This is a genomic window from Pedobacter terrae (assembly GCF_900100705.1).
In the GTDB taxonomy this organism is placed as follows: domain Bacteria; phylum Bacteroidota; class Bacteroidia; order Sphingobacteriales; family Sphingobacteriaceae; genus Pedobacter; species Pedobacter terrae.
This window is the reverse complement of the sequence record NZ_FNCH01000003.1, coordinates 42,821-62,095: the sequence shown is the minus strand read 5'-3', so window position 1 is coordinate 62,095 and position 19,275 is coordinate 42,821. Positions and strand designations below refer to the sequence as shown.

The following is a 19,275-nucleotide window of genomic DNA, read 5'->3' as shown; positions in this document are numbered from 1 at the left end:
CTGTGGGCTCCGTGGTTAACCCAACTAAATAGCCGAGTAAAAATAATCGTAATGCACCAGTGCTTTTTGCTTTTTCTGTCCGATGCGTTCTCTAGCTTTATCAGAACCATATTCTGCAATACCTAATCCAATCAGGTTGTTATTTTCATCGATAATTTTAATAATATCACCCTTTAAAAAGTCTGTTTGGATTTCAATAATTCCTACAGGCAATAAACTGGTTGCTTTGCCTGATGTCAATACCGTTTTGGCACCATCATTTAATTTAACCACGCCAGTTGCAGCAGTTTCAGAATGGGCAATCCATTTTTTCTTGCCTGATTTGCTTTTTTCAGGAACAAAGCGCGTGTGTACCAGTTCATGGTTTAATAGCGAAGTCAGTACATCAGCTGTTGTTCCGTTGGCAATATGAACCGTTATGCCCAGTTTAGCTACCTTTTGTGCCATGGTCGATTTGGTAATCATCCCTCCTCGGCCAAATTGCGATTTACCGGTTTGAATAAAAGAGGCCAGGTTAGCAACCGAACCACTAATTTCCTCAATAACAGCTGAACCTTCTACTTTTGGATCGCCATTATAAATGCCATTTACATTCGATAAAATAATCAAAGCATCGGCATTTAACATAGAGGCAATTAGTCCAGCCAGTTCGTCATTATCGGTAAACATCAGCTCAGTAACCGAAACGACGTCATTTTCATTCACTACTGGGATTACCTCGTTCTGAAGCAGAATCTGCAGGCAGTTTTTCATATTCAGATAATGCGCCCGGTCGCGAAAATCCTCCTTGGTAACCAAAACCTGGGCGCATTGTATAGCATGTGTTGCAAAAAAATTGGAGTAAGTATTAATCAGTTTCACCTGCCCGATAGCCGCTAGTAGCTGTCGGGTAGTTACGGCATCTTGTCTCTCAGATACCTTGATCAAGCTTCTGCCTGATGCTACTGCACCTGAAGACACCAAAATTACTTCAATACCCTGCTTTTTAATGTCGGCCAATTGATTTACGAGGTGTTTAATCCTCGCTTCATCAGGCAAGCCATTCGCCTGCGTGATTACATTAGAACCGACTTTAACAACTATCTTTTTGTAACCTAATTTCATTATAATTTCAAACCGTTTGGATGTGGCAATTTAACATCAATTTTTCTAATTCGGATGATTATCTATAGGCGTCCTGGATTTTTACCAAAATGATAATTAGTGAGAGTCTTAAGTCTGAAGTCCCAAGTTGTGAGTCTATTATGCGAAATAAATAATCAGTGCTTTCTTCTGCGCAATGCTAACAAATGACTAATGAACCATTGCGTTTGAAGCTGGACTTTTGGAAATGGAGCCAATTAAACGATTTAAACAATCAATCCCTAGTCCGAAGTTAGCGGATTTAGGTCGGGGATCTCGACGACTAACACAGTTAACCGCTTTAAACAATTAACCAGTTAACCGCTAATGGCTAATGAACTATTGAACTAAATTATTAAATTGCAGTTGATCCTAAATCAAACCGCTATGAAACGTATCTTACCCGGCCTGATGTTGCTTAGTGCAATTACAGCCTGTAATCACCCTCAAAAGAAAGAAATGAAAGCAATAAAGTGGCCTGATGCCAAAGCTCCGGTAGCAGAAATTATTCCACATAAAAGAGTAACACATGGCGATACCGTAGTAGATAACTACTATTGGATGATCGATTATTTTAAAAAGGGTCCCGATAGTACCAGAGTTGTGAATTATCTGAAAGCAGAAAATGCTTACCTGGATACCATGATGAAAAGTACCGAAAAGTTTCAGGCCGACCTGTTTAAGGAAATGAAAGGCCGGATTAAAGAAAAAGACGAATCCGTTCCGGTTTTTAGAAATGGGTACTATTATTACTCACGTACAGAAGATGGTCAGCAATATTTTAAATATTGCCGCAAAAAAGGAAGTTTATCTGCTCCGGAAGAAATTTTGCTGGATGTAGATCAACTGGCAAAAGGCCATTCCTATTACAGTGCAACCGGATTTAGTGTGAGTCCCGATAATAAACTTTTAGCTTTTGGGGTCGATCAGGTTTCGCGCAGGCAGTACACCATTAACGTTAAAAATTTAGAAACCGGAGAGATTTTAAAAGATGCCATTACCAATACAGAAGGTGGAGTGGCCTGGGCCAATGATAATAAAACGTTCTTTTATACGTCGAAAAACCCAGTTACTTTGTTGAGTGAAAAAATAAAAAAACACGTACTCGGTGCAGATGCCAAAACGGATGCTGTGGTTTACAATGAGAAAGATAATACGAACTACATCGGCGTAGGCAAATCGAAAAACGGCAGATATATTTTTATCGCTTCACAGGGAACTTTAACTGCAGAATATAAAATGATTGATGCCGACCATCCGGAGAGCCCTTTTAAAGTTTTTGCGGCCCGCTCAAAAGATGTTTTGTATGATGTAATGCCTGTTGATGGCAAGTTCCTGATCTTAACCAACTGGAATGCTAAAAATTTCCGTTTAATGGAATGTCCGTTGGATAAAACCGAAAAAGAAAACTGGAAAGAAGTGATTCCGCACCGTGCTGATGTTTTATTGGAAAGTGTGGAAGAATTTAAAGATTTTACTGTTTTATCTGAGCGCAAAAACGGATTAACCGAATTGCGTGTACTAAAAAAAGACAAAAGCGATTATTACCTCAAATTTGATGAACCTGTGTATGATGTAGGCGTTGGCGCAAATCCAGAATACAACAGCACTACCTTGCGTTACAATTATACATCATTAACTACACCCAGCTCGGTTTACGATTATAACCTCATCAGGAAAGACCAGCAACTAATGAAACAACAGGAGGTTTTGGGGGGTTATAATCCAAAAGATTATGTTACTGAACGTGTTTTTGCAACCGCAAAAGATGGTACCAAAGTGCCCATTGCGCTGGTTTACAAAAAGGGCTTCGAAAAGAATGGTGAATCGCCATTGTTGCTTTATGGTTATGGCTCTTATGGTTCAAATTCGGATGTTTATTTCTCTTCTCCCCGTTTAAGTTTGCTAGATCGGGGATTTGTATTTGCTATCGCCAATATTCGTGGTGGACAGGAAATGGGCCGCCAATGGTACGAAGATGGAAAGCTGATGAAAAAGAAAAACACGTTTACTGATTTTATTGCAGCAGGGGAGTATTTAATCGAACAGAAATATACCTCAAAAGGGCATTTATATGGTCATGGAGGCAGTGCAGGCGGTTTATTAATGGGTGCTGTAGCCAACATGGCGCCCGATTTATGGAACGGCCTTATTGCTGATGTGCCCTTTGTAGATGTAATTAATACGATGCTGGATGAAAGCATTCCGCTTACTACAAACGAATTTGATGAATGGGGCAATCCAAAACAAAAAGCAGCTTACGATTACATGAAAAGCTATTCTCCTTATGAAAATATTGAGAAAAAAGCTTACCCAAATATGTTAGTCACTACAGGATTACACGATAGCCAGGTGCAGTATTTCGAGCCTGCAAAATGGGTCGCTAAATTAAGAGCCACCAAAACCGACAAAAATGTACTGCTGCTCAAAACTAATATGGAATTTGGCCATGGAGGTGCGTCAGGCCGTTTTGATTATTTGAAAGATGTGTCTTTACGATGGGCATTTTTATTCTCGCTGGAGGGAATAACGAAATAATTTTCCATAAATCCGTCATTTCGAGCGGAGTGCAACGCAGTCGAGAAATCTAATTAAGCAGATCTCTCTCCCGAACGTTCGGGACTGCGCTTCAGTCGAGATGACGGAACTTTTTCAATAATAATACCAATACTATCCCAACATGAACAATCAACTCAAAACGATACAAATCATTCATCTTGCGCTGTGCTCAAGCGTATTACTTTTTGCATTGGTAACGATATTTCTCAACCGCGAAATCATGTTTTTCGATGCCGATCCTAAAACCACTGCTCCTTTTAACCCGATTTTTCCGGTCATGGGATTAATCACCCTATCAGCAAGCATCTTTTTCTACCGGAATTTAATCGCTAAAATTGATAAAACGGCTTCCGATAATGTCAAAATCAATATGTACCAAAGTGCATTTATCATTAGTTCAGCTTTACTGGAAGGTGGGGCCCTTTTCAATATTGTTGGTTTCTTTATGACACGTAATTCGTTCTTTTTGATTTTCGGGGCGGCTAATTTTATATTTTTGGTACTGAAACGGCCAACTAAAGATAAATTGATTTCCACTTTACAATTGCAACATCCAGATTCAGGGTCTTTATAAGCAATTAGCCTTATCTTTGCCCCTCAATGGAATACAATGTTCACACTTTGCCGAACGGCATTCGCTTATTACACGTGCCCGCGGCCTCTGCCATATCTCACGCATGCATCATCGTTAATACAGGATCCAGAGATGAGCCTGAAGGCAAAGCAGGTTTAGCGCACTTTATTGAGCATTTAATTTTTAAGCGTACCGAAAAACGGAGCACCAACCAGATTTTAAATCGTTTAGAAAGTGTTGGGGCAGATTTAAATGCCTATACCACTAAAGAGTATACCTGCGTACATGCTTCTTTTTTAAATCCTTATTTAGATAGGACCTTAGATCTTTTCAACGATATTCTATTCCATTCAACTTTTCCGGAAGAGGAGATGGATAAAGAGAAAAGTGTAATTCTGGATGAAATTTCTTCTTATCTGGATCAACCAGAAGAAGCCATTAATGATGATTTTGAAGATATGCTTTTTGCCGGCCATGCTTTAGGCAATAACATTTTGGGAACAACCAAAACCGTTCAGCAATTTACCCGCGGGGATGTAATCAACTTCATAAAGGCCAACTACCGCACAAATGAAATTGTAGTAGCTGTTTTAGGCAATTATACTTTAAATAAAGTTGTAAGCAAAGGAAGCAAACATTTTGCCGATGTTGAGGAGAATAACCCAAATAAAACGAGGGTTAAACCAACTATACTTCCACCAGGCAATACCACCATTTACAAACCAATTATGCAGGCACACTGCATTTTGGGCACACAGGCATATTCCACACACCAAACACAGAAAGTTCCTTTAATGTTGTTGAATAATTACTTTGGCGGCAATGGAATGAGCTCGGTATTAAATCTGCAGATCAGGGAGAAATACGGGATTGCTTATACCATCGAATCCAACTTTTCACCACTAAGTGATACCGGTATCTTTTCTATTTATTTCGGAACAGATAAAGAAAAACAGGCTAAAGCACTATCTTTAATTTTCAAGGAAATCAAAAAGCTTAGAGATCGTCCTCTAAATGATTTACAGCTTCAGAAGGCCAAAAACAAGTTTATCGGACAGATTGCTTTGGGAGAAGAAAACAGGATCGGTTTAATCATTTCAATGGCAAAAAGTCTGATTGATCACAATAAAATAGATTCTTTAGATACCGTTTTTGAGAAAATAGATGCAGTTACTACTACACAAATGGCCGATGTTACCCATGAAATTTTAGATATTGAACAACTGAATATCTTTACTTTCTGTCCAATAGAGGAATAATTGTTATTTTTGTAAAAAAATGCGATTTGCATCGCTTGACTTTTTTCGTCATTGCGAGGCACGACATAAAATACAATACAATGAAATTACCAATAGTAGCTTACGGCGATCCGGTTTTAAAAAAGGTTTGCACCGATATTGATAAAGATTATCCGGAATTAGAAAAATTAATCAGCGATATGTTCGACACCATGTATTACGCCAATGGTGTGGGCCTGGCTGCGCCGCAGATTGGTTTGCCGATCCGTTTGTTTATTGTAGATACCGGTGAAGATGAAGACGGAAACCCTGGCTATAAAAAAGTGTTTATCAATGCCGAAATCTTGGAAGAAACAGGTGAAGCCTGGAGCTTTAACGAAGGCTGCTTAAGTATTCCAGATATTCGCGAAAATATTATGCGTAAACCCAATATCAAAATTAGCTATTTTGATGAAAACTGGGTAGCGCATACCGATGAGGTTGATGGAATGCCTGCACGTGTAATCCAGCATGAATACGATCATATTGAAGGCAAATTATTTACTGATAAAGTAAGTGTTTTGCGTAAAACCATGCTTAAAAGCAAATTGGATGCCATTTCAAAAGGAAATATCCAAACAGATTACAAAATGAAGTTTCCGAACAAGAGCAAAAAAAGATAGGTTTTGATGGAAGATGTAAGAGGGAAAATGGAAACGTTTTCCCTTTTTTTGTCCTTGCTTTCCCTCATCAATTTGTTGCTTTCCGTCATCCTGAACTTCCGCCCGGCCAGTCGGACGGGTGTTTCAGGATCTTTTTAGATATGATTCACTGCGCTTATCCTTTAATATAGTTACATTTCAATCTTAAAAACAGCATTCAGTGCTTTTCGGCACGCATTACAATCAGATTTAAAGCCAATAGATACAATTAAACTGCAAAATCCGATCATGCCTAATGCGAATAAGGAGCCAAATGCCAGCTTGGGTTCTTGATTTTTTATCGCACCAGAAATAAACATCAAAAAAAACATCGCTGCGAATGAGCACCAAAGCATTAAAAATCCTTTTACAAAGGGCATTAAACTTAGCCTAATGGCTATTTTACAACCACTACTTTCTGCAAATATCTCTCCTGAAATTTCTGCCTGAAACGAGTTTCTATACGATAAGTTTCTTGAGATATTAAATCTAGAACCGTTGATATATCCTTTGAATGGTACATGATCTGGATTTCCGAAAATGAAATATAGAGGACGCTTTGGATCCTTTAGCAATGCGCCTGATAAATTATCCCAGGCTTCATGAGCTGAAATATCAGCGTGTAATACGAATGATTGAGAGGGAAAAAGTTTCATTCCTGATACGTTAAAATCTGAATGATGATATGATTATTAATTAAAACGGTCAGGTGCCCAAAGACTAAAGACTCCTGACTAATTCGTCCTGCTCTTATCGCCATCAAAGATCTGCTGCATCAGCTTACCCCAGGCGAAAGGATTAAGTAGTGGATTGGTTTGCACCATATTTTTATTGATCATCCTGTCAAAATTATAGCGGTAATTCTGACTGCCGATTTCCTGTCCGTCGCGCGGTAGCGTCTGAATCATACCATCGATTGATGAACGCGAAAGATTCTTTTTTGCAATAGCCATATCATCATCCGCCAGTTTCATTGATAAAAACTCACGGGTAAATTCTTCTGTAGTAGCCCAGGGGAAAACGCGCACCGAGGGTAAATCGATCACATTCGCTTTCAATTTAACCATAATGGTGTACTTACTATCCGGCGTACTTTCCGGAATCACCGTAGAAAACTTCTTATAACCAATGGCTGTAAATAAAATCGTATCACCAGGATTAACAATAAAAGTAAAATATCCCCTGTAATCGGCACCAACCCTTTTACTCCTGGCAGAAAGATTGGTGATGGTAACATATGGTATTACGTTTGAACTGTCGATATCGGTAATAATCCCGGAAAATTGAATCAGTTTATCCTGAGCCGGCTTTTGTTGTGCAAAAGCGGTTACAGAAAAAATAAGGCAAATCAGGATAATACAATATCTCATTAAGACAAAAGTAATTTTATTAATAAAACTTCCTTGTTAAATATTGTTAAAGCTTATTCTTGTTCGGCCATGTTAACGGCAACTACTGAAGTAATCTGCGGAACAGCTTTCATAATGGCTTGTTCGATACCAGATTTCATAGTCATAAAACTCATTGGGCAAGAACCGCAGTTGCCTAAAAGCTTAAGCTTTACTGTTCCTTCTGCTGTAATTTCTTCAACAGAAACATCCCCTCCATCAGCCTTTAAATACGGCCTGATAGTTTCCAATGCCTGTTCTACTTCTTCTGTTAAATTCATTATATATATTTTAATTTATAAAAATAGTAATTTTTTAGCAATTCACCATTTGTGCATTGTTGATGGATATTTGTTGCGCAATTTTACTGGCAATATCTCCAAATACAACATCCAATAACGGGTTTTGATTTAGCGCTACAGGTTTTCCCTTATCCCCAGCTTCAGAAATACTCTGGATGATTGGAATTTCACCTAAAAAAGGCACATCAAAACGCGCAGCAAGCTCGGTACCGCCACCTTTTCCAAAGATATAATATTTGTTCTCCGGCAATTCAGCTGGGGTAAAATAAGACATGTTTTCTATCACACCTAAAATAGGGATATTAATTCCCGGCATTCTGAACATCGCCAAACCTTTGTGCGTATCAGCCAGCGCAACCTGCTGGGGTGTAGTAACTACAACCGCTCCGGAGATTGGGAAACTTTGCGTAATAGTAATATGGATATCGCCCGTTCCCGGTGGAAGATCTACGATCAGATAATCCAGTTCTCCCCAATTGGTATCGTTAAACAATTGTTTAACCCCATTTGATGCCATGGGTCCACGCCAGGGCACTGGTTGTCCCGGATCTGCAAAAAAACCAAGCGATAGCAACTTAATGCCATATTTTTCGATAGGTAAAATCTTGGTCTTTCCATCAGCTGTTTCTTCGGCACCTGGCTTTGCATCAACCAGATCGAACATGGTTGGTACCGATGGGCCATAAATATCGGCATCAATAAGGCCAACTTTGGCACCATCTTTAGCCAATACAACTGCAAGATTGCTCGCCACAGTAGACTTACCAACTCCTCCTTTGCCAGATGAAACCAAAATAATGTTTTTGATGTTATCTAACGATGATGAATTACTGGGCTGCGTAACCCTCGACGTTACATTGATCACTACTTCCGCCGTTGGCGATACAAAATGTTTGATGGCATTTGTACAGGCATTTTTCAGCATTTCCTTCATCGGACATGCCGGCGTAGTAAGCTCTAATGTAAAATTGATCTGGTTATCTGCTATCTGTAAATCTTTAATCATGTTTAAAGTAACCAGATCTTTTTTAAGATCGGGATCTTCGACATTTTTAAGCGCATCTAAAACTTGTTGCGGGCTAATCTGCATGGTATTAATTTAAATTCAAAATTAACAAAACATAGCCACAAATACTTTTATTTAGGCTTTTTAACTGTAATTTTAACACGAAATAAACATTTAATTGTTACGTTTAAGCAATTAATCATTTTAACGACTATATGCAAATACCAAAAATTAAGATCCCCAAAAAATATTTAAAAATCGGAGCCTGGTTTTTAGGTGTTTTTTTTGTCGTTTGTATTGCTCTGGGGGCCATAGCCTACAGTAAAAGGGAAGCGCTTCTTAAAAAGATGGTGGCCAAAGCAATTGCCAAAGCCGATAAGGATTATGACTTGGAGGTTAAAATCGGATCAGCCGACTTTACCGGGCTCAGCACCGTTAAAATGACCCATATTTCTGTTGTTCCTAAAGAACGCGATACCCTTTCAAACATCAACGAGCTGAGTGTTAGTGTTAAACTTTTTCCTTTAATCTTTGGTAACGTAAAGCTTTCAGAAGTAAAGCTGAAAGAAGGTTATGTTAGCATTGTGCTGAAAGATTCGACCACCAATATCGATTTCATCTTAAAACGGAAGAAAAAAGACAGCACGCAGACCGATCAAAAAGCGAACTTATCAGAAATAGCCAGTAACATTTTAAATCAGGTTTTATATAAAATTCCTGATGATATGGATGTAAAAAACATGGTTTTTAAGCTAAACGATCATGATACGGCCAAATTGAGCTTTGCAACCAATGCTATAATTGATGGAGGAGATTTAAAATCAACCATTGATGTAAACAATAATGAAGCTACCTGGCATATTAATGGTTATGTTAATCCAGGGAGTAAAAAGTTGAACTTCTTAGCCTATGCTGATGGAAAAAAGCTGGAGCTGCCTTACCTCAATAGTAAATTACATGCAAAGCTTAGCTTCGACACCTTACAGACCGAATTAAAAAATGCCAAATACAGTGGCGATGATTATAAGATATCCGGCTCCTGGTCCGTTAAAAATATGTTGATCAATCAGCCCCGAATCGCATCAAATGATATTATTGTACAAAGTGCAAAACTGGATGCCGATATCTTGGTTGGACCTAATTACATTGCCTTAGATAGTACCTCTACAGCCTATTTAAAAAATGCACAGATCCATCCGTTCGTTAAATATACTTTAGGAAAAAACAAAATATATGAGCTAAAACTAAATGCTGAAGAGCAGGATGCTCAAGGGGTTTTAGAAGCATTCCCTCAAGGTTTGTTCGAATCGCTGGAGGGGTTAAAAGTACAGGGCAAGGTTAAATATAACCTAAACTTTTACCTGGACACCAAAGTGCCGGATAGCGTACGTTTCAACTCCACACTAACACCTGTTAATTTCAAAATTGTGCAGTGGGGCAAAACCAATCTCCAAAAAATCAACAATACTTTTGTATATACCCCATACGAGTATGGCAAACCGATGCGTGACATTACCATTGGCCCATCCAACCCGAATTTTACACCATTATCAGCCATTTCAAAGAATTTTATCAATGCTGTTTTAACGGCAGAAGATCCTTCTTTTTTTACGCACAATGGTTTCGTTGAAGAATCAATCCGCAAATCCATCGCTGTAAACTTTAAAGAAAAGAAATTTAAGCGTGGCGGGAGTACCATCAGCATGCAGCTGGTTAAAAATGTGTATTTAAGCCGTCAGAAAACTTTGGCCCGTAAAGCCGAAGAAATTTTGATTGTTTGGCTGATCGAACATAACCACCTGATCAGCAAACAGCGGATGCTGGAGGTTTACTTCAACATTATGGAACTGGGACAAAACATTTACGGAATAGGAGAAGCGTCAAGATACTATTTTGGAAAACAACCAGCAGATTTAACCATTGGCGAAGGGCTGTTTCTGGCCAGTATTGTGCCTAAACCTAAAGCCTCGATGTATAAATTTATGGCCGATGGTAGCCTGAAACCTTACATGTTTAATTATTTCAGGTTTATGGGTAATATTATGGCCAGAAAAGGTTTAACCCCTGGCGACACTTCTGGTTATGGTTTTTATAATGTTCGCTTAAGAGAAGGACTGCGTCGTTACTTAGCACCAGACACTGCTGTGGTTGATACTACTGCTTTTGACGATGATGGAGATGGATTACCGGTTGTAATCGTAAACGACAAAAATAAAAGTTTCTTCGACCGCCTTTTCGGTGGCAATCCTAAAAAAGATACAACGACCAATAAACAGATGACCACGCCAGCCGATACCACTAAAAGCAAAAAGCAATTGAGGCAGGAACGGAGAGAAGAACGGAGACGCCAAAAGGAACTGGAAAAGACCTTGCAACAATAGCCGATTATCAGTTGACGGTTTACAGTTTAAAGCTTTCAGCAGACTAACAATTAACCTGTTAACCCATTTATACAATTAACCAGAAACAGTTTGCAATTGGCAGTTTTAAGTTTTTAGTCCACTCCACAGTTAACCGATTTAAACAATTAACCTAAATCACTTACCAACATTTAAACTATTTAACATCAAAATGCACAAAATAAAGGTAGAGGATAAAGAGTTCGAGATATTTTTAGAAAATGATACTTTAAACAAAAGGATTCGTTTGCTGGGTATCCAGATGAATGTAGATTATGAGGATAAATGCCCGTTATTTATCGGTGTGCTAAATGGGAGCTTCCTTTTTATGGCAGATTTGATCAAAGAGATTAATGTACCTTGCGAAGTTGCTTTTATGCGTGTAGCTTCTTACGAAGGAGCATCAAGTTCGGGGAATGTGAAAGAACTGATCGGATTGCCGGATAACATTGAAGGTAGAGATATCGTCATCGTGGAAGATATTGTTGATACAGGTTTAACTTTAACGCATATTCTAAAAACGATAAATGAAAAAAATCCGGCTTCAGTTAAAGTTGCTTCACTATTACTTAAACCGGATGCTTTAAAACATGAAATTAAAGCGCTGGAATACGTAGGTTTTGAAATACCCAATGAGTTTGTGGTGGGTTATGGCCTGGATTATAATGGCCTTGGCAGAAACCTGACTGATATTTACAGAGCAACAGGCGCATAATTTTTAGATTGGATTAATTTATTTTTCGCACCTTTGCCCAATAATTTCTAAAACAATGACCATACATAAAGAAGGCTACACCACCATTGCCATAAGCCTGTTATTTATCTTCGTAATCAACGCCGTAGTTGATTATAAATACCATGACATTACTTGGTTGCGCTGGTTTATCTATATCTTTTCCGCGGTACTGTTTATTATTGTACTGCAATTTTTCCGTAATCCGAGCCGTAGCTTTTCGTCAGGCGAGGAGCTGGTTATCTGCCCCGCAGATGGTAAAGTAGTGGTAATTGAAGAAACGGAAGAAGGCGAATATTTTAAAGATAAACGTTTACAGGTTTCTATTTTTATGTCGCCTGTAAATGTTCACATCAACCGTAACCCAATTTCCGGAGTGGTCAAATTCTTTAAATATCACCCGGGAAAATATCTGGCTGCGTGGAATCCAAAGTCATCTACTGAAAACGAGCGTACTACAACCGTTGTTGAACATAAAAATGGTACGCCTGTATTGTTCCGTCAAATTGCAGGTGCTTTAGCACGCAGAATTGTATGGTATGTAAAAGAAGGCGATCAGGTAATACAAACTGAACAGTTCGGTTTCATCAAATTCGGATCAAGGGTTGATGTTTTTCTTCCGGTAGGTACCAAAGTTAATGTAGAACTGAACCAGGTTGTAAAAGGAGGGATTACTACCTTAGCCACATTAAGCTAAAAATATAAAAGCAAAAAAAGCCGTTCCGATGTAAAATCAGAACGGCTTTTTTTTGTTGCTACCTTTTGACTAATACGATTTTCTGTGAGGACACACACCAATGGAACTGATAGGGATTTTGAAACACTAAAGAATCCACCTAAACCTGATAGCAACGGAAAGCCCAGATCCCGATTTTTCATCGGGAGAGGACTTGTAGTGGATAGCAGGAACAAACTTTAATCATTCTCACAGGCTTTGCTTTCCAAAAAAGCAAATTAACTTCTGCATGGTAATTTCTTTAATTTACGCAGCGGTTTGTGGAAATACAAACTATAGGACCAGAACTAATCTGTAGCATCATTTCCCACTTCTTCTTTACCGCCCGAAGTAGCCGGCTTGTCGCTAATTAAACGCTGGGTAGGATAAGCAAAATCTGATTTGTTACGGACAACAATATCCATAATTTCGAGGTTGATTTCCTGTCTGATTTTTAGGAACTCAGCATAATTAAGTACCGTTACAAAATAGTTGATCTCAACGTTGAGGCCTGAATCGCCAAAGCTTTTAAAGGAGGCATTACCATCGTCACTAGTGCCCTGATGATGGTTGATATAATCCTGTATCTCAAAAATAATTTTTCTTAAAGAATCTGAACTGGTTTCGTAGGTAAGCCCGATTACAAATGATACTTTACGCGAATTTCGCAAAGAAAGATTTTCTAAAACCCCGTCAATCATACCCCTGTTAGGTAAGGTAGCCATTGTTTTTTCGGAAGTCCTGATCCTGGTACTCCTGAAACCGACCTTTTCTACAGTACCCTCCACACCATCAACCTTTACCAGATCGCCAACAGTAAAGGGCTTATCCAAAAAAATGGTAAATGAGCCTATTAAATTCTCTAAGCTCTCTTTTGCGGCCAAAGCAATAGCAATACCACCAATACCCAATCCGGTAATTAGTGTTAACACATTAACTTCGAAAACAAAACCCAATAGGGTGAAAAAACCGATAAAAATTACCGTTGTTTTAAGCAGTTCTTTTAAAAAAGGTACCAATTGATCGTCAGCCTTATTTCCCGTCAGCGATGCTTTAAACAACAAAACATGGCTAATGAAATCGATTATTCTTAAAATAATCCAGAAAACCGAAAGAATGATGCCAAACAAAAATATCCGGTCTATACAATCGCCAATAGAAACCGGTATAGATTCTTTAACCTTTCCAATTAATTTGCTGTAATGGAATACAGTTACCTCTAATGGATGTTTTAATTGGTTAATGGATAGATAAAGTGTGGTTAACAGAATAAAAACTTCTATGGGTTTCACCAGTAAGGCCACAAAAGCATCATCATGTGATTGATTTGAAAAGTTTCTGAAAAGCTTAAAAAGCAATTTGCTTAATAGCTTGGAAACAATATTCTTGAAAACTAAGCCAAAAAAAAGTATTCCACCAAAAAGACAATAAGCCTTTATGGTATTGCCCCAAAAAACCTGGTCGAAAAAAGCAGAATCTAACATTTAACAAAGGTATAAACAAAAAAACCTCCACGAAGTTAATCGTGAAGGCTATATCTTATAATAAAGAATATTATTTTCTCAAAGATTTGATACGGGCAGCTTTACCAGTTAAAGCACGTAAATAGAACAATTTCGCTCTACGAACTTTACCATAGCTATTTACTTCTACTTTCTCAATGTTTGGAGAATTGATAGGGAAAATACGCTCAACCCCAATACTGTTGCTCATTTTACGAACTGTGAAAGTTTCGTTAGCACCAGCACTGTTACGTTGTATTACAACACCTTGGTAAATTTGGATACGTTCCTTATTACCTTCGCGAATTTTATAGTGTACGCTCACTGTATCGCCAGACTTGAACGCAGGAAAATCTTTTTTCGCGATGGCCTGCTCTTCAACAAATTTTACTAAATCCATGATTTTAAGCTATTAAATCGATATTTCATCCCGTGAAAATCGGATTGCAATATTAGGGATTATTTTCGAGAAAAAAAAACCTATTTTAATTTTTTCCACATTCTTTATGAATTCCACATTCGATTGTGTTAATTGCTTCTATTCCAAAAGGTCAGGAGAACACTATTCGCCAGTTTATGCCGAATTCAGCATTCAATATCCTGAGGTAAATTATTTCCTCCACATTGATGAGATTAAGTGTGAATAATACAATTTGGCAACACTTCTTCCGCTTTAATGATCTTTTCCAAAATAGCGTCCCTGCTTTCTTCTACTCCCTCATCATGAGAGGAGATGTGGAGTTCTTTAAGATTTTTTAAATCTTTTAAAACCACTATATCTTCTAAGCGAATTTTAGTCCTCCAGATATCAAGATATTCCAGATCGGTTAGTTTATTCAGATAAGGCAAGCAGGCTTTAGTAATATTTTCATGCTTCATCAGCGTTAAATACTTAAGCTGCTTAACATTGCTGATCAATTTCACCCCCTCATCGGTCACTTCCGTTTCTTTCAAATAAATACTCCCAATAACCGAAACTTTTGCCAACAGCATCGCTATATATTCATCATCAACCCCCGAATCGATGCTGGTAAAACCAGACAGCTTAGTAGGGATATTTTTAGCTTCGGTAATATGTCCAAAATGCCACCAGAATTGTTTTTCTGCTCCTTTAAGTTTCATTTAATTCAAATAAACTGGTCCGGACTTAAAAACCAGCACTAGTACACGCCATAGCCCAAAACGCCAATTTTTTCCTTTTCATCAGCATAGGTAATAAAATTGTACTTTGTTCCTGATTTGCTCCATATATTTTTATTAACTGGCTGCCCCTCAATAGATTGTTTAACAACTTTTGCTGTATATCCTTTGTTTTTTAGTTCAATATCGATAACTGTCACATTAATTGCACCCGAAAAAATGCATACTATAGTCGAAATTTTATCATTTTTCGCATAAGACACCTGCATCATATCAAATTTGGAGTCAAAGGCCAATATTTCTTTAATATCACCTTCTCCTTCTTCAACATCTCCTTTTTCAAAGCCTTTATCCTTCATAAAAGCGTTAATGTTTTGCCTTGTGGTATTATAAAAAATATCGTTAATCAAGGCTAATTTTTTGTTCTCGAAAGTGGTCTGACCAAAGGCAAAAGTCCCATAGAGTAAAAAAAGTAATACGGTTAATTTTTTCATGTCTATTTTTATTTATCTTGTAATTTCTTTTCCTGTTTTATCCATAGCTCCCCATCTGCCGTTTAGTCTGAATCGGGCCACTCCATTCTCAAAGCTGCCAACCGCATCATATTTAATCGGTATAACCTCTTCACCTCTTGTGTTTATAAATCCCTCCCGTCCATTGAGCCCAACTTTAGCTAAACCACCCTCAAAATCGGCGATAAACCTGTACTTAAAGGGGATGATTTCATTTCCGTTTTTATCAATGGCACCATAGAGTTTATTCTTTTCAACAGGAGCAACCCCATCATTAAAATCTTTTGCATAATCATATTTAAACTTGGTAAACTCTTTACCCGTTTTATCAATAAAACCCCATTTGTTGTTTAGTTTAACACTGGCATAACCATTTTTAAAATTATTCCCATCTTCATACTTTAAAGGGGTTATTTCCCTGCCTATAACATCAATAAAGCCATATTTATCGTTTAGTCTCACTTTGGCAATACCTTCATAAAAATCAAAGGCAACATCGTATTTTAAGGCGGTGATTTCCTTACCCTTTTTATCGATATAACCCGATTTTCCATTTAGTTCAACCTGCGCAAAACCATCCTTAAAATAAATGGCATCATCATACCTGAAGGGAATAACCACTTTCCCTGTCTCATCTATAAAGCCATATTTTCCGTCTAGTTTAACAGCAATTAGTCCTTCGTGGAAACTGTAACCAGCTTTCTCATATTTAAAAGGAATTACCTCTTTCCCGGTTTTGTCTACAAACCCGTATTTTCCACTTTCATTCTTTTTTGGACTTAAATCCTGCGCATAACCAGCAATAGCCAGTACACTTAGCACCGCTGTAAGTAATTGTTTCATGTTCATTAATTTAAAGGATACCTTGATTTTATTAAACTAAAGTATGCGAAAGATAGTTGGGTAGAAATACCCATTAAAGGGTATATTTACAGATACAGAACTCGTGAAAGCAGTTAACGGTTGGATGGGATATTGATTTGAATAATAGTGCCTTCGTTTTTAACACTACTGATTTCGAAATTACCTTTGTAGTAGTCTATTCTTTTTTCAATGTTTTCGAGTCCAAAACCCTTGTTTGTTTTCTGCAGATCGAAACCGAGCCCATCATCCGTAAATTGAAAGTGATAGTTTTTTGGATATTTATAAAGCTCGATGGTGATTAACGCTGCGTTACCATGTTTAATGGCATTGTTTATAACTTCAAGCGCAATAAGGTATAAATCATAAATCCATTTTTCATCAATTTTATCAGGAAAGTCGTAACAGAAAAGCTCAATTTTTGCACCTGTTAAACCTGCGTTCAGCCTTGAGATCTGACTTTTTAAACTAGAGATCAAAGCACCTTCATCAAGTGCTTTCGGTAGTATTGTGTGGGATATCTCTCTGATATCCTCAGCCAGTTCGTTTATTGTTTGCTTGGCAAGTTCAGCGTTCTTCATGTCAAAAAGATGAACAATATGGGCAATCTTACTTCCTACATTGTCGTGAATAATGTTAGCGATGTTTCTCCGCTCCCGTAGCTGAACTTCACTAATGGCCCTCAATGAGCTTTCTTTTTCGAAAAGAACCTCTTGAACCAGCTCGTTGTTCTTCAAAAAAATATCAATATAATTTCTCGATAAAACGTATCCGAACAAAAACACTTCATAAAGACCAATGAACAACATCCAATTATCGCCTAGTGATTTAGGAATAATTTCAAACGTTTTTAAAATTAAACAAGCACCCCATACAAGCTGTGGAGCAAAGGCAAAAAGTGCATAAATCGCTTGAGTTTTTTCAATTTTCAGATGGGTTAACGCCGACCAGAAAAGTATGACGATAGAAGCCAGGAATATGATGTAGCCAAACACAAAAAAGTAGCGAAATTCAAAGTCATTATAAAACACCAATAACGAAATCGACATTAAAATCAATAAAAAGTTTATGCCACCAAGAACGATGACCAGTTTATGTTTAACGGGCTGATTTTCTTTTAGTTTTAAAAAATGTCCAAGAAAAATACTCAGGGCAATGTACCAAAGTGCCCCTGTGTAAACCCGACCCTCGCTAAAAAACCTAAACTCCGGAAATAAAACATGCTTGGCGAAATTGGTTGTAATCGCCGTATAAAACACAGTAAGTACAGAATAAGCAATGTAATAGACGTATAACCTTTTTTTGGTCATCAAAAACAATATTCCATTGATCATGAGTAGCAAAAACACCATACCGATAAAAAAGGAAGTCAATGCTATTTTTTCGGATGATTTGCTTTCTAAATAAGCCTGATCTTCTAAACTATAAGAAAAATCTAGAAAGGAGGTTTCCTTTTTAACCCGCACCCAAAGCAATCGTTCTTCGCCTGGCCGAAGGTTAATTTCAAATGCAAGAGTCTCGATAAATGGACTCCGGCCAACCGTTCTGTCACCTATGGTTTTAATTCCGCTACCATCATAAAGGCTAAGGCTATCAATATGATTATTGTTAAAACATAGCCACGTTTTATTGCTTTGTGAAACACTTGCATTTTTCACTATAAATTGGCACCATATCGCCGCATTTTTGTTGTAGCCGATGTTAACTTTACTGTCCTGCTTAAAAGGCTGAAGTTTTTGTTGTTGGAGCATCGCGATCGTCCACGATGAGTTTTGGTCTACAGCATAGCCGGATACTACTGATATTGATTTGTTTATGTTTTGTGCACAAGAGAATAGCGGCAATAGCAGAAAGCTAATCAAGTAGGTTATTCTCATGAGCAAATTTAATGAGCGAACTGCTGTTATTGATTTCCAACTTCCGGTGGATGTTCTTGCGATGGGTTGTTACGGTTGTTATGCTGATAAATAGTACTTCAGCAATTTCTTTACTGGTTAATCCTTTGATGATTAATTTGATGATCTCTTTTTCCTGTCTGGATATCCGGAATTTATTAATGATTGAACCATCAATGGCGCTGTATACACTTTCTCCCTTTTTATCACTCTTATTGGTATAAAATGCCGTTTTTTTATTTGCTTCAATAACACTGATAAGTTCATCTGCCGGTGTTTCTTTTTTCAGAAAAGCGTTTACACCCAGTTTTCTTGCCTTTTGAATTAGAAAATCTTCATAATAAGCAGTAAGGACAATTATTTTAGTGTCTTTTAGCTGCGATTTGAGTTCTTCAATCAATACAAATCCATCAAAGTGGTTAATATTTAAATCACAGATGAAAATATCAGCAACGTTTTGCATTAAATGGCTTCTGCAGGAATGTACATCGCTAAATTTAAAAATGCAGTAGTTGTTCCCCGTATTTTTAAGCAATTCGGAAATGCCATTTAAAAAAAGTAAATGATCATCACAAATTACTATCTGTTTGGACATATTGTTGAGACTAGAAGCGTTTCTCCTAAATAGAATTTACCTTTATTATTTACA

General features: G+C 37.6%; 19 protein-coding genes. 7 read left to right on the top strand and 12 right to left on the bottom strand.

Features of this window, described 5'->3' with window-relative positions:
• Positions 1–24 precede the first annotated feature (24 nt).
• Positions 25–1,104 carry a glutamate 5-kinase gene (gene proB / locus BLR60_RS05155; RefSeq protein ID WP_090497502.1) on the bottom strand — a complete coding sequence of 360 codons (1,080 nt, stop codon included), beginning with the start codon at positions 1,102–1,104 and terminating at the stop codon, positions 25–27.
• Positions 1,105–1,509: 405 nt separating this feature from the next.
• Between proB and BLR60_RS05150 the strand changes: the two genes are divergently transcribed.
• The 4 genes from BLR60_RS05150 to def all read left to right on the top strand — a co-directional run bounded on the left by BLR60_RS05150 (position 1,510) and on the right by def (position 6,155).
• On the top strand, positions 1,510–3,660 hold the full coding sequence (locus BLR60_RS05150) for a S9 family peptidase (RefSeq protein WP_090497501.1): 2,151 nt from the start codon (positions 1,510–1,512) through the stop codon (positions 3,658–3,660).
• A gap of 142 nt (positions 3,661–3,802) precedes the next feature.
• Positions 3,803–4,255, top strand: coding sequence for a hypothetical protein (locus BLR60_RS05145; protein WP_143009032.1), 453 nt, complete (start codon positions 3,803–3,805; stop codon positions 4,253–4,255).
• Between the two features lie 26 nt (positions 4,256–4,281).
• Entirely contained in the window at positions 4,282–5,514 is a 1,233-nt protein-coding gene (locus BLR60_RS05140; RefSeq protein WP_090497499.1) for a M16 family metallopeptidase, read from the top strand.
• An 80-nt stretch (positions 5,515–5,594) separates the two neighbouring features.
• Positions 5,595–6,155: a peptide deformylase gene (gene def / locus BLR60_RS05135; RefSeq protein ID WP_090497498.1), complete on the top strand. Its 561-nt coding sequence runs from the start codon at positions 5,595–5,597 to the stop codon at positions 6,153–6,155.
• Between the two features lie 170 nt (positions 6,156–6,325).
• Here the strand turns inward: def and BLR60_RS05130 are convergent, their stop codons facing one another.
• The 4 genes from BLR60_RS05130 to BLR60_RS05115 all read right to left on the bottom strand — a co-directional run bounded on the left by BLR60_RS05130 (position 6,326) and on the right by BLR60_RS05115 (position 8,953).
• The gene (locus tag BLR60_RS05130) at positions 6,326–6,829 is read right to left on the bottom strand and encodes a hypothetical protein (protein ID WP_090497497.1); all 504 of its coding nucleotides are present in this window, start codon (positions 6,827–6,829) and stop codon (positions 6,326–6,328) included.
• A gap of 78 nt (positions 6,830–6,907) precedes the next feature.
• Positions 6,908–7,543 carry a peptidase associated/transthyretin-like domain-containing protein gene (locus tag BLR60_RS05125; RefSeq protein WP_090497496.1) on the bottom strand — a complete coding sequence of 212 codons (636 nt, stop codon included), beginning with the start codon at positions 7,541–7,543 and terminating at the stop codon, positions 6,908–6,910.
• A 53-nt stretch (positions 7,544–7,596) separates the two neighbouring features.
• Positions 7,597–7,842, bottom strand: a complete 246-nt coding sequence (locus BLR60_RS05120) for a NifU family protein (protein WP_090497495.1) — start codon at positions 7,840–7,842, stop codon at positions 7,597–7,599.
• Positions 7,843–7,876: 34 nt separating this feature from the next.
• The gene (locus BLR60_RS05115) at positions 7,877–8,953 is read right to left on the bottom strand and encodes an Mrp/NBP35 family ATP-binding protein (protein ID WP_090497494.1); all 1,077 of its coding nucleotides are present in this window, start codon (positions 8,951–8,953) and stop codon (positions 7,877–7,879) included.
• A 131-nt stretch (positions 8,954–9,084) separates the two neighbouring features.
• Between BLR60_RS05115 and BLR60_RS05110 the strand changes: the two genes are divergently transcribed.
• From BLR60_RS05110 to BLR60_RS05100, 3 genes are all read left to right on the top strand, one after another.
• On the top strand, positions 9,085–11,250 hold the full coding sequence (locus BLR60_RS05110) for a transglycosylase domain-containing protein (protein WP_090497493.1): 2,166 nt from the start codon (positions 9,085–9,087) through the stop codon (positions 11,248–11,250).
• A 190-nt stretch (positions 11,251–11,440) separates the two neighbouring features.
• Positions 11,441–11,983 carry a hypoxanthine phosphoribosyltransferase gene (hpt, locus tag BLR60_RS05105; RefSeq protein WP_090497492.1) on the top strand — a complete coding sequence of 181 codons (543 nt, stop codon included), beginning with the start codon at positions 11,441–11,443 and terminating at the stop codon, positions 11,981–11,983.
• Between the two features lie 55 nt (positions 11,984–12,038).
• Positions 12,039–12,698 (top strand): phosphatidylserine decarboxylase family protein, encoded by a 660-nt coding sequence (locus tag BLR60_RS05100; protein WP_090497491.1) that lies wholly within the window; start codon positions 12,039–12,041, stop codon positions 12,696–12,698.
• Between the two features lie 326 nt (positions 12,699–13,024).
• Here BLR60_RS05100 and BLR60_RS05095 read toward each other — a convergent pair whose 3' ends face one another.
• From BLR60_RS05095 to BLR60_RS05065, 7 genes are all read right to left on the bottom strand, one after another.
• Positions 13,025–14,200 (bottom strand): mechanosensitive ion channel family protein, encoded by a 1,176-nt coding sequence (locus BLR60_RS05095; protein WP_090497490.1) that lies wholly within the window; start codon positions 14,198–14,200, stop codon positions 13,025–13,027.
• Between the two features lie 70 nt (positions 14,201–14,270).
• Entirely contained in the window at positions 14,271–14,618 is a 348-nt protein-coding gene (gene rplS, locus BLR60_RS05090) for a 50S ribosomal protein L19 (RefSeq protein WP_025141628.1), read from the bottom strand.
• Positions 14,619–14,851: 233 nt separating this feature from the next.
• Entirely contained in the window at positions 14,852–15,340 is a 489-nt protein-coding gene (locus tag BLR60_RS05085) for a hypothetical protein (RefSeq protein ID WP_090497489.1), read from the bottom strand.
• A gap of 38 nt (positions 15,341–15,378) precedes the next feature.
• On the bottom strand, positions 15,379–15,852 hold the full coding sequence (locus tag BLR60_RS05080) for a hypothetical protein (RefSeq protein ID WP_090497488.1): 474 nt from the start codon (positions 15,850–15,852) through the stop codon (positions 15,379–15,381).
• 12 nt (positions 15,853–15,864) lie between these two features.
• Positions 15,865–16,713 (bottom strand): WG repeat-containing protein, encoded by an 849-nt coding sequence (locus BLR60_RS05075; protein ID WP_167354691.1) that lies wholly within the window; start codon positions 16,711–16,713, stop codon positions 15,865–15,867.
• A gap of 113 nt (positions 16,714–16,826) precedes the next feature.
• Positions 16,827–18,608 (bottom strand): sensor histidine kinase, encoded by a 1,782-nt coding sequence (locus BLR60_RS05070; protein ID WP_090497485.1) that lies wholly within the window; start codon positions 18,606–18,608, stop codon positions 16,827–16,829.
• Complete coding sequence (locus tag BLR60_RS05065) at positions 18,586–19,221, bottom strand: response regulator (protein ID WP_090497483.1); 636 nt, start codon at positions 19,219–19,221, stop codon at positions 18,586–18,588. The genes BLR60_RS05070 and BLR60_RS05065 overlap by 23 nt, the downstream gene beginning before the upstream one ends.
• Positions 19,222–19,275: the final 54 nt, after the last annotated feature.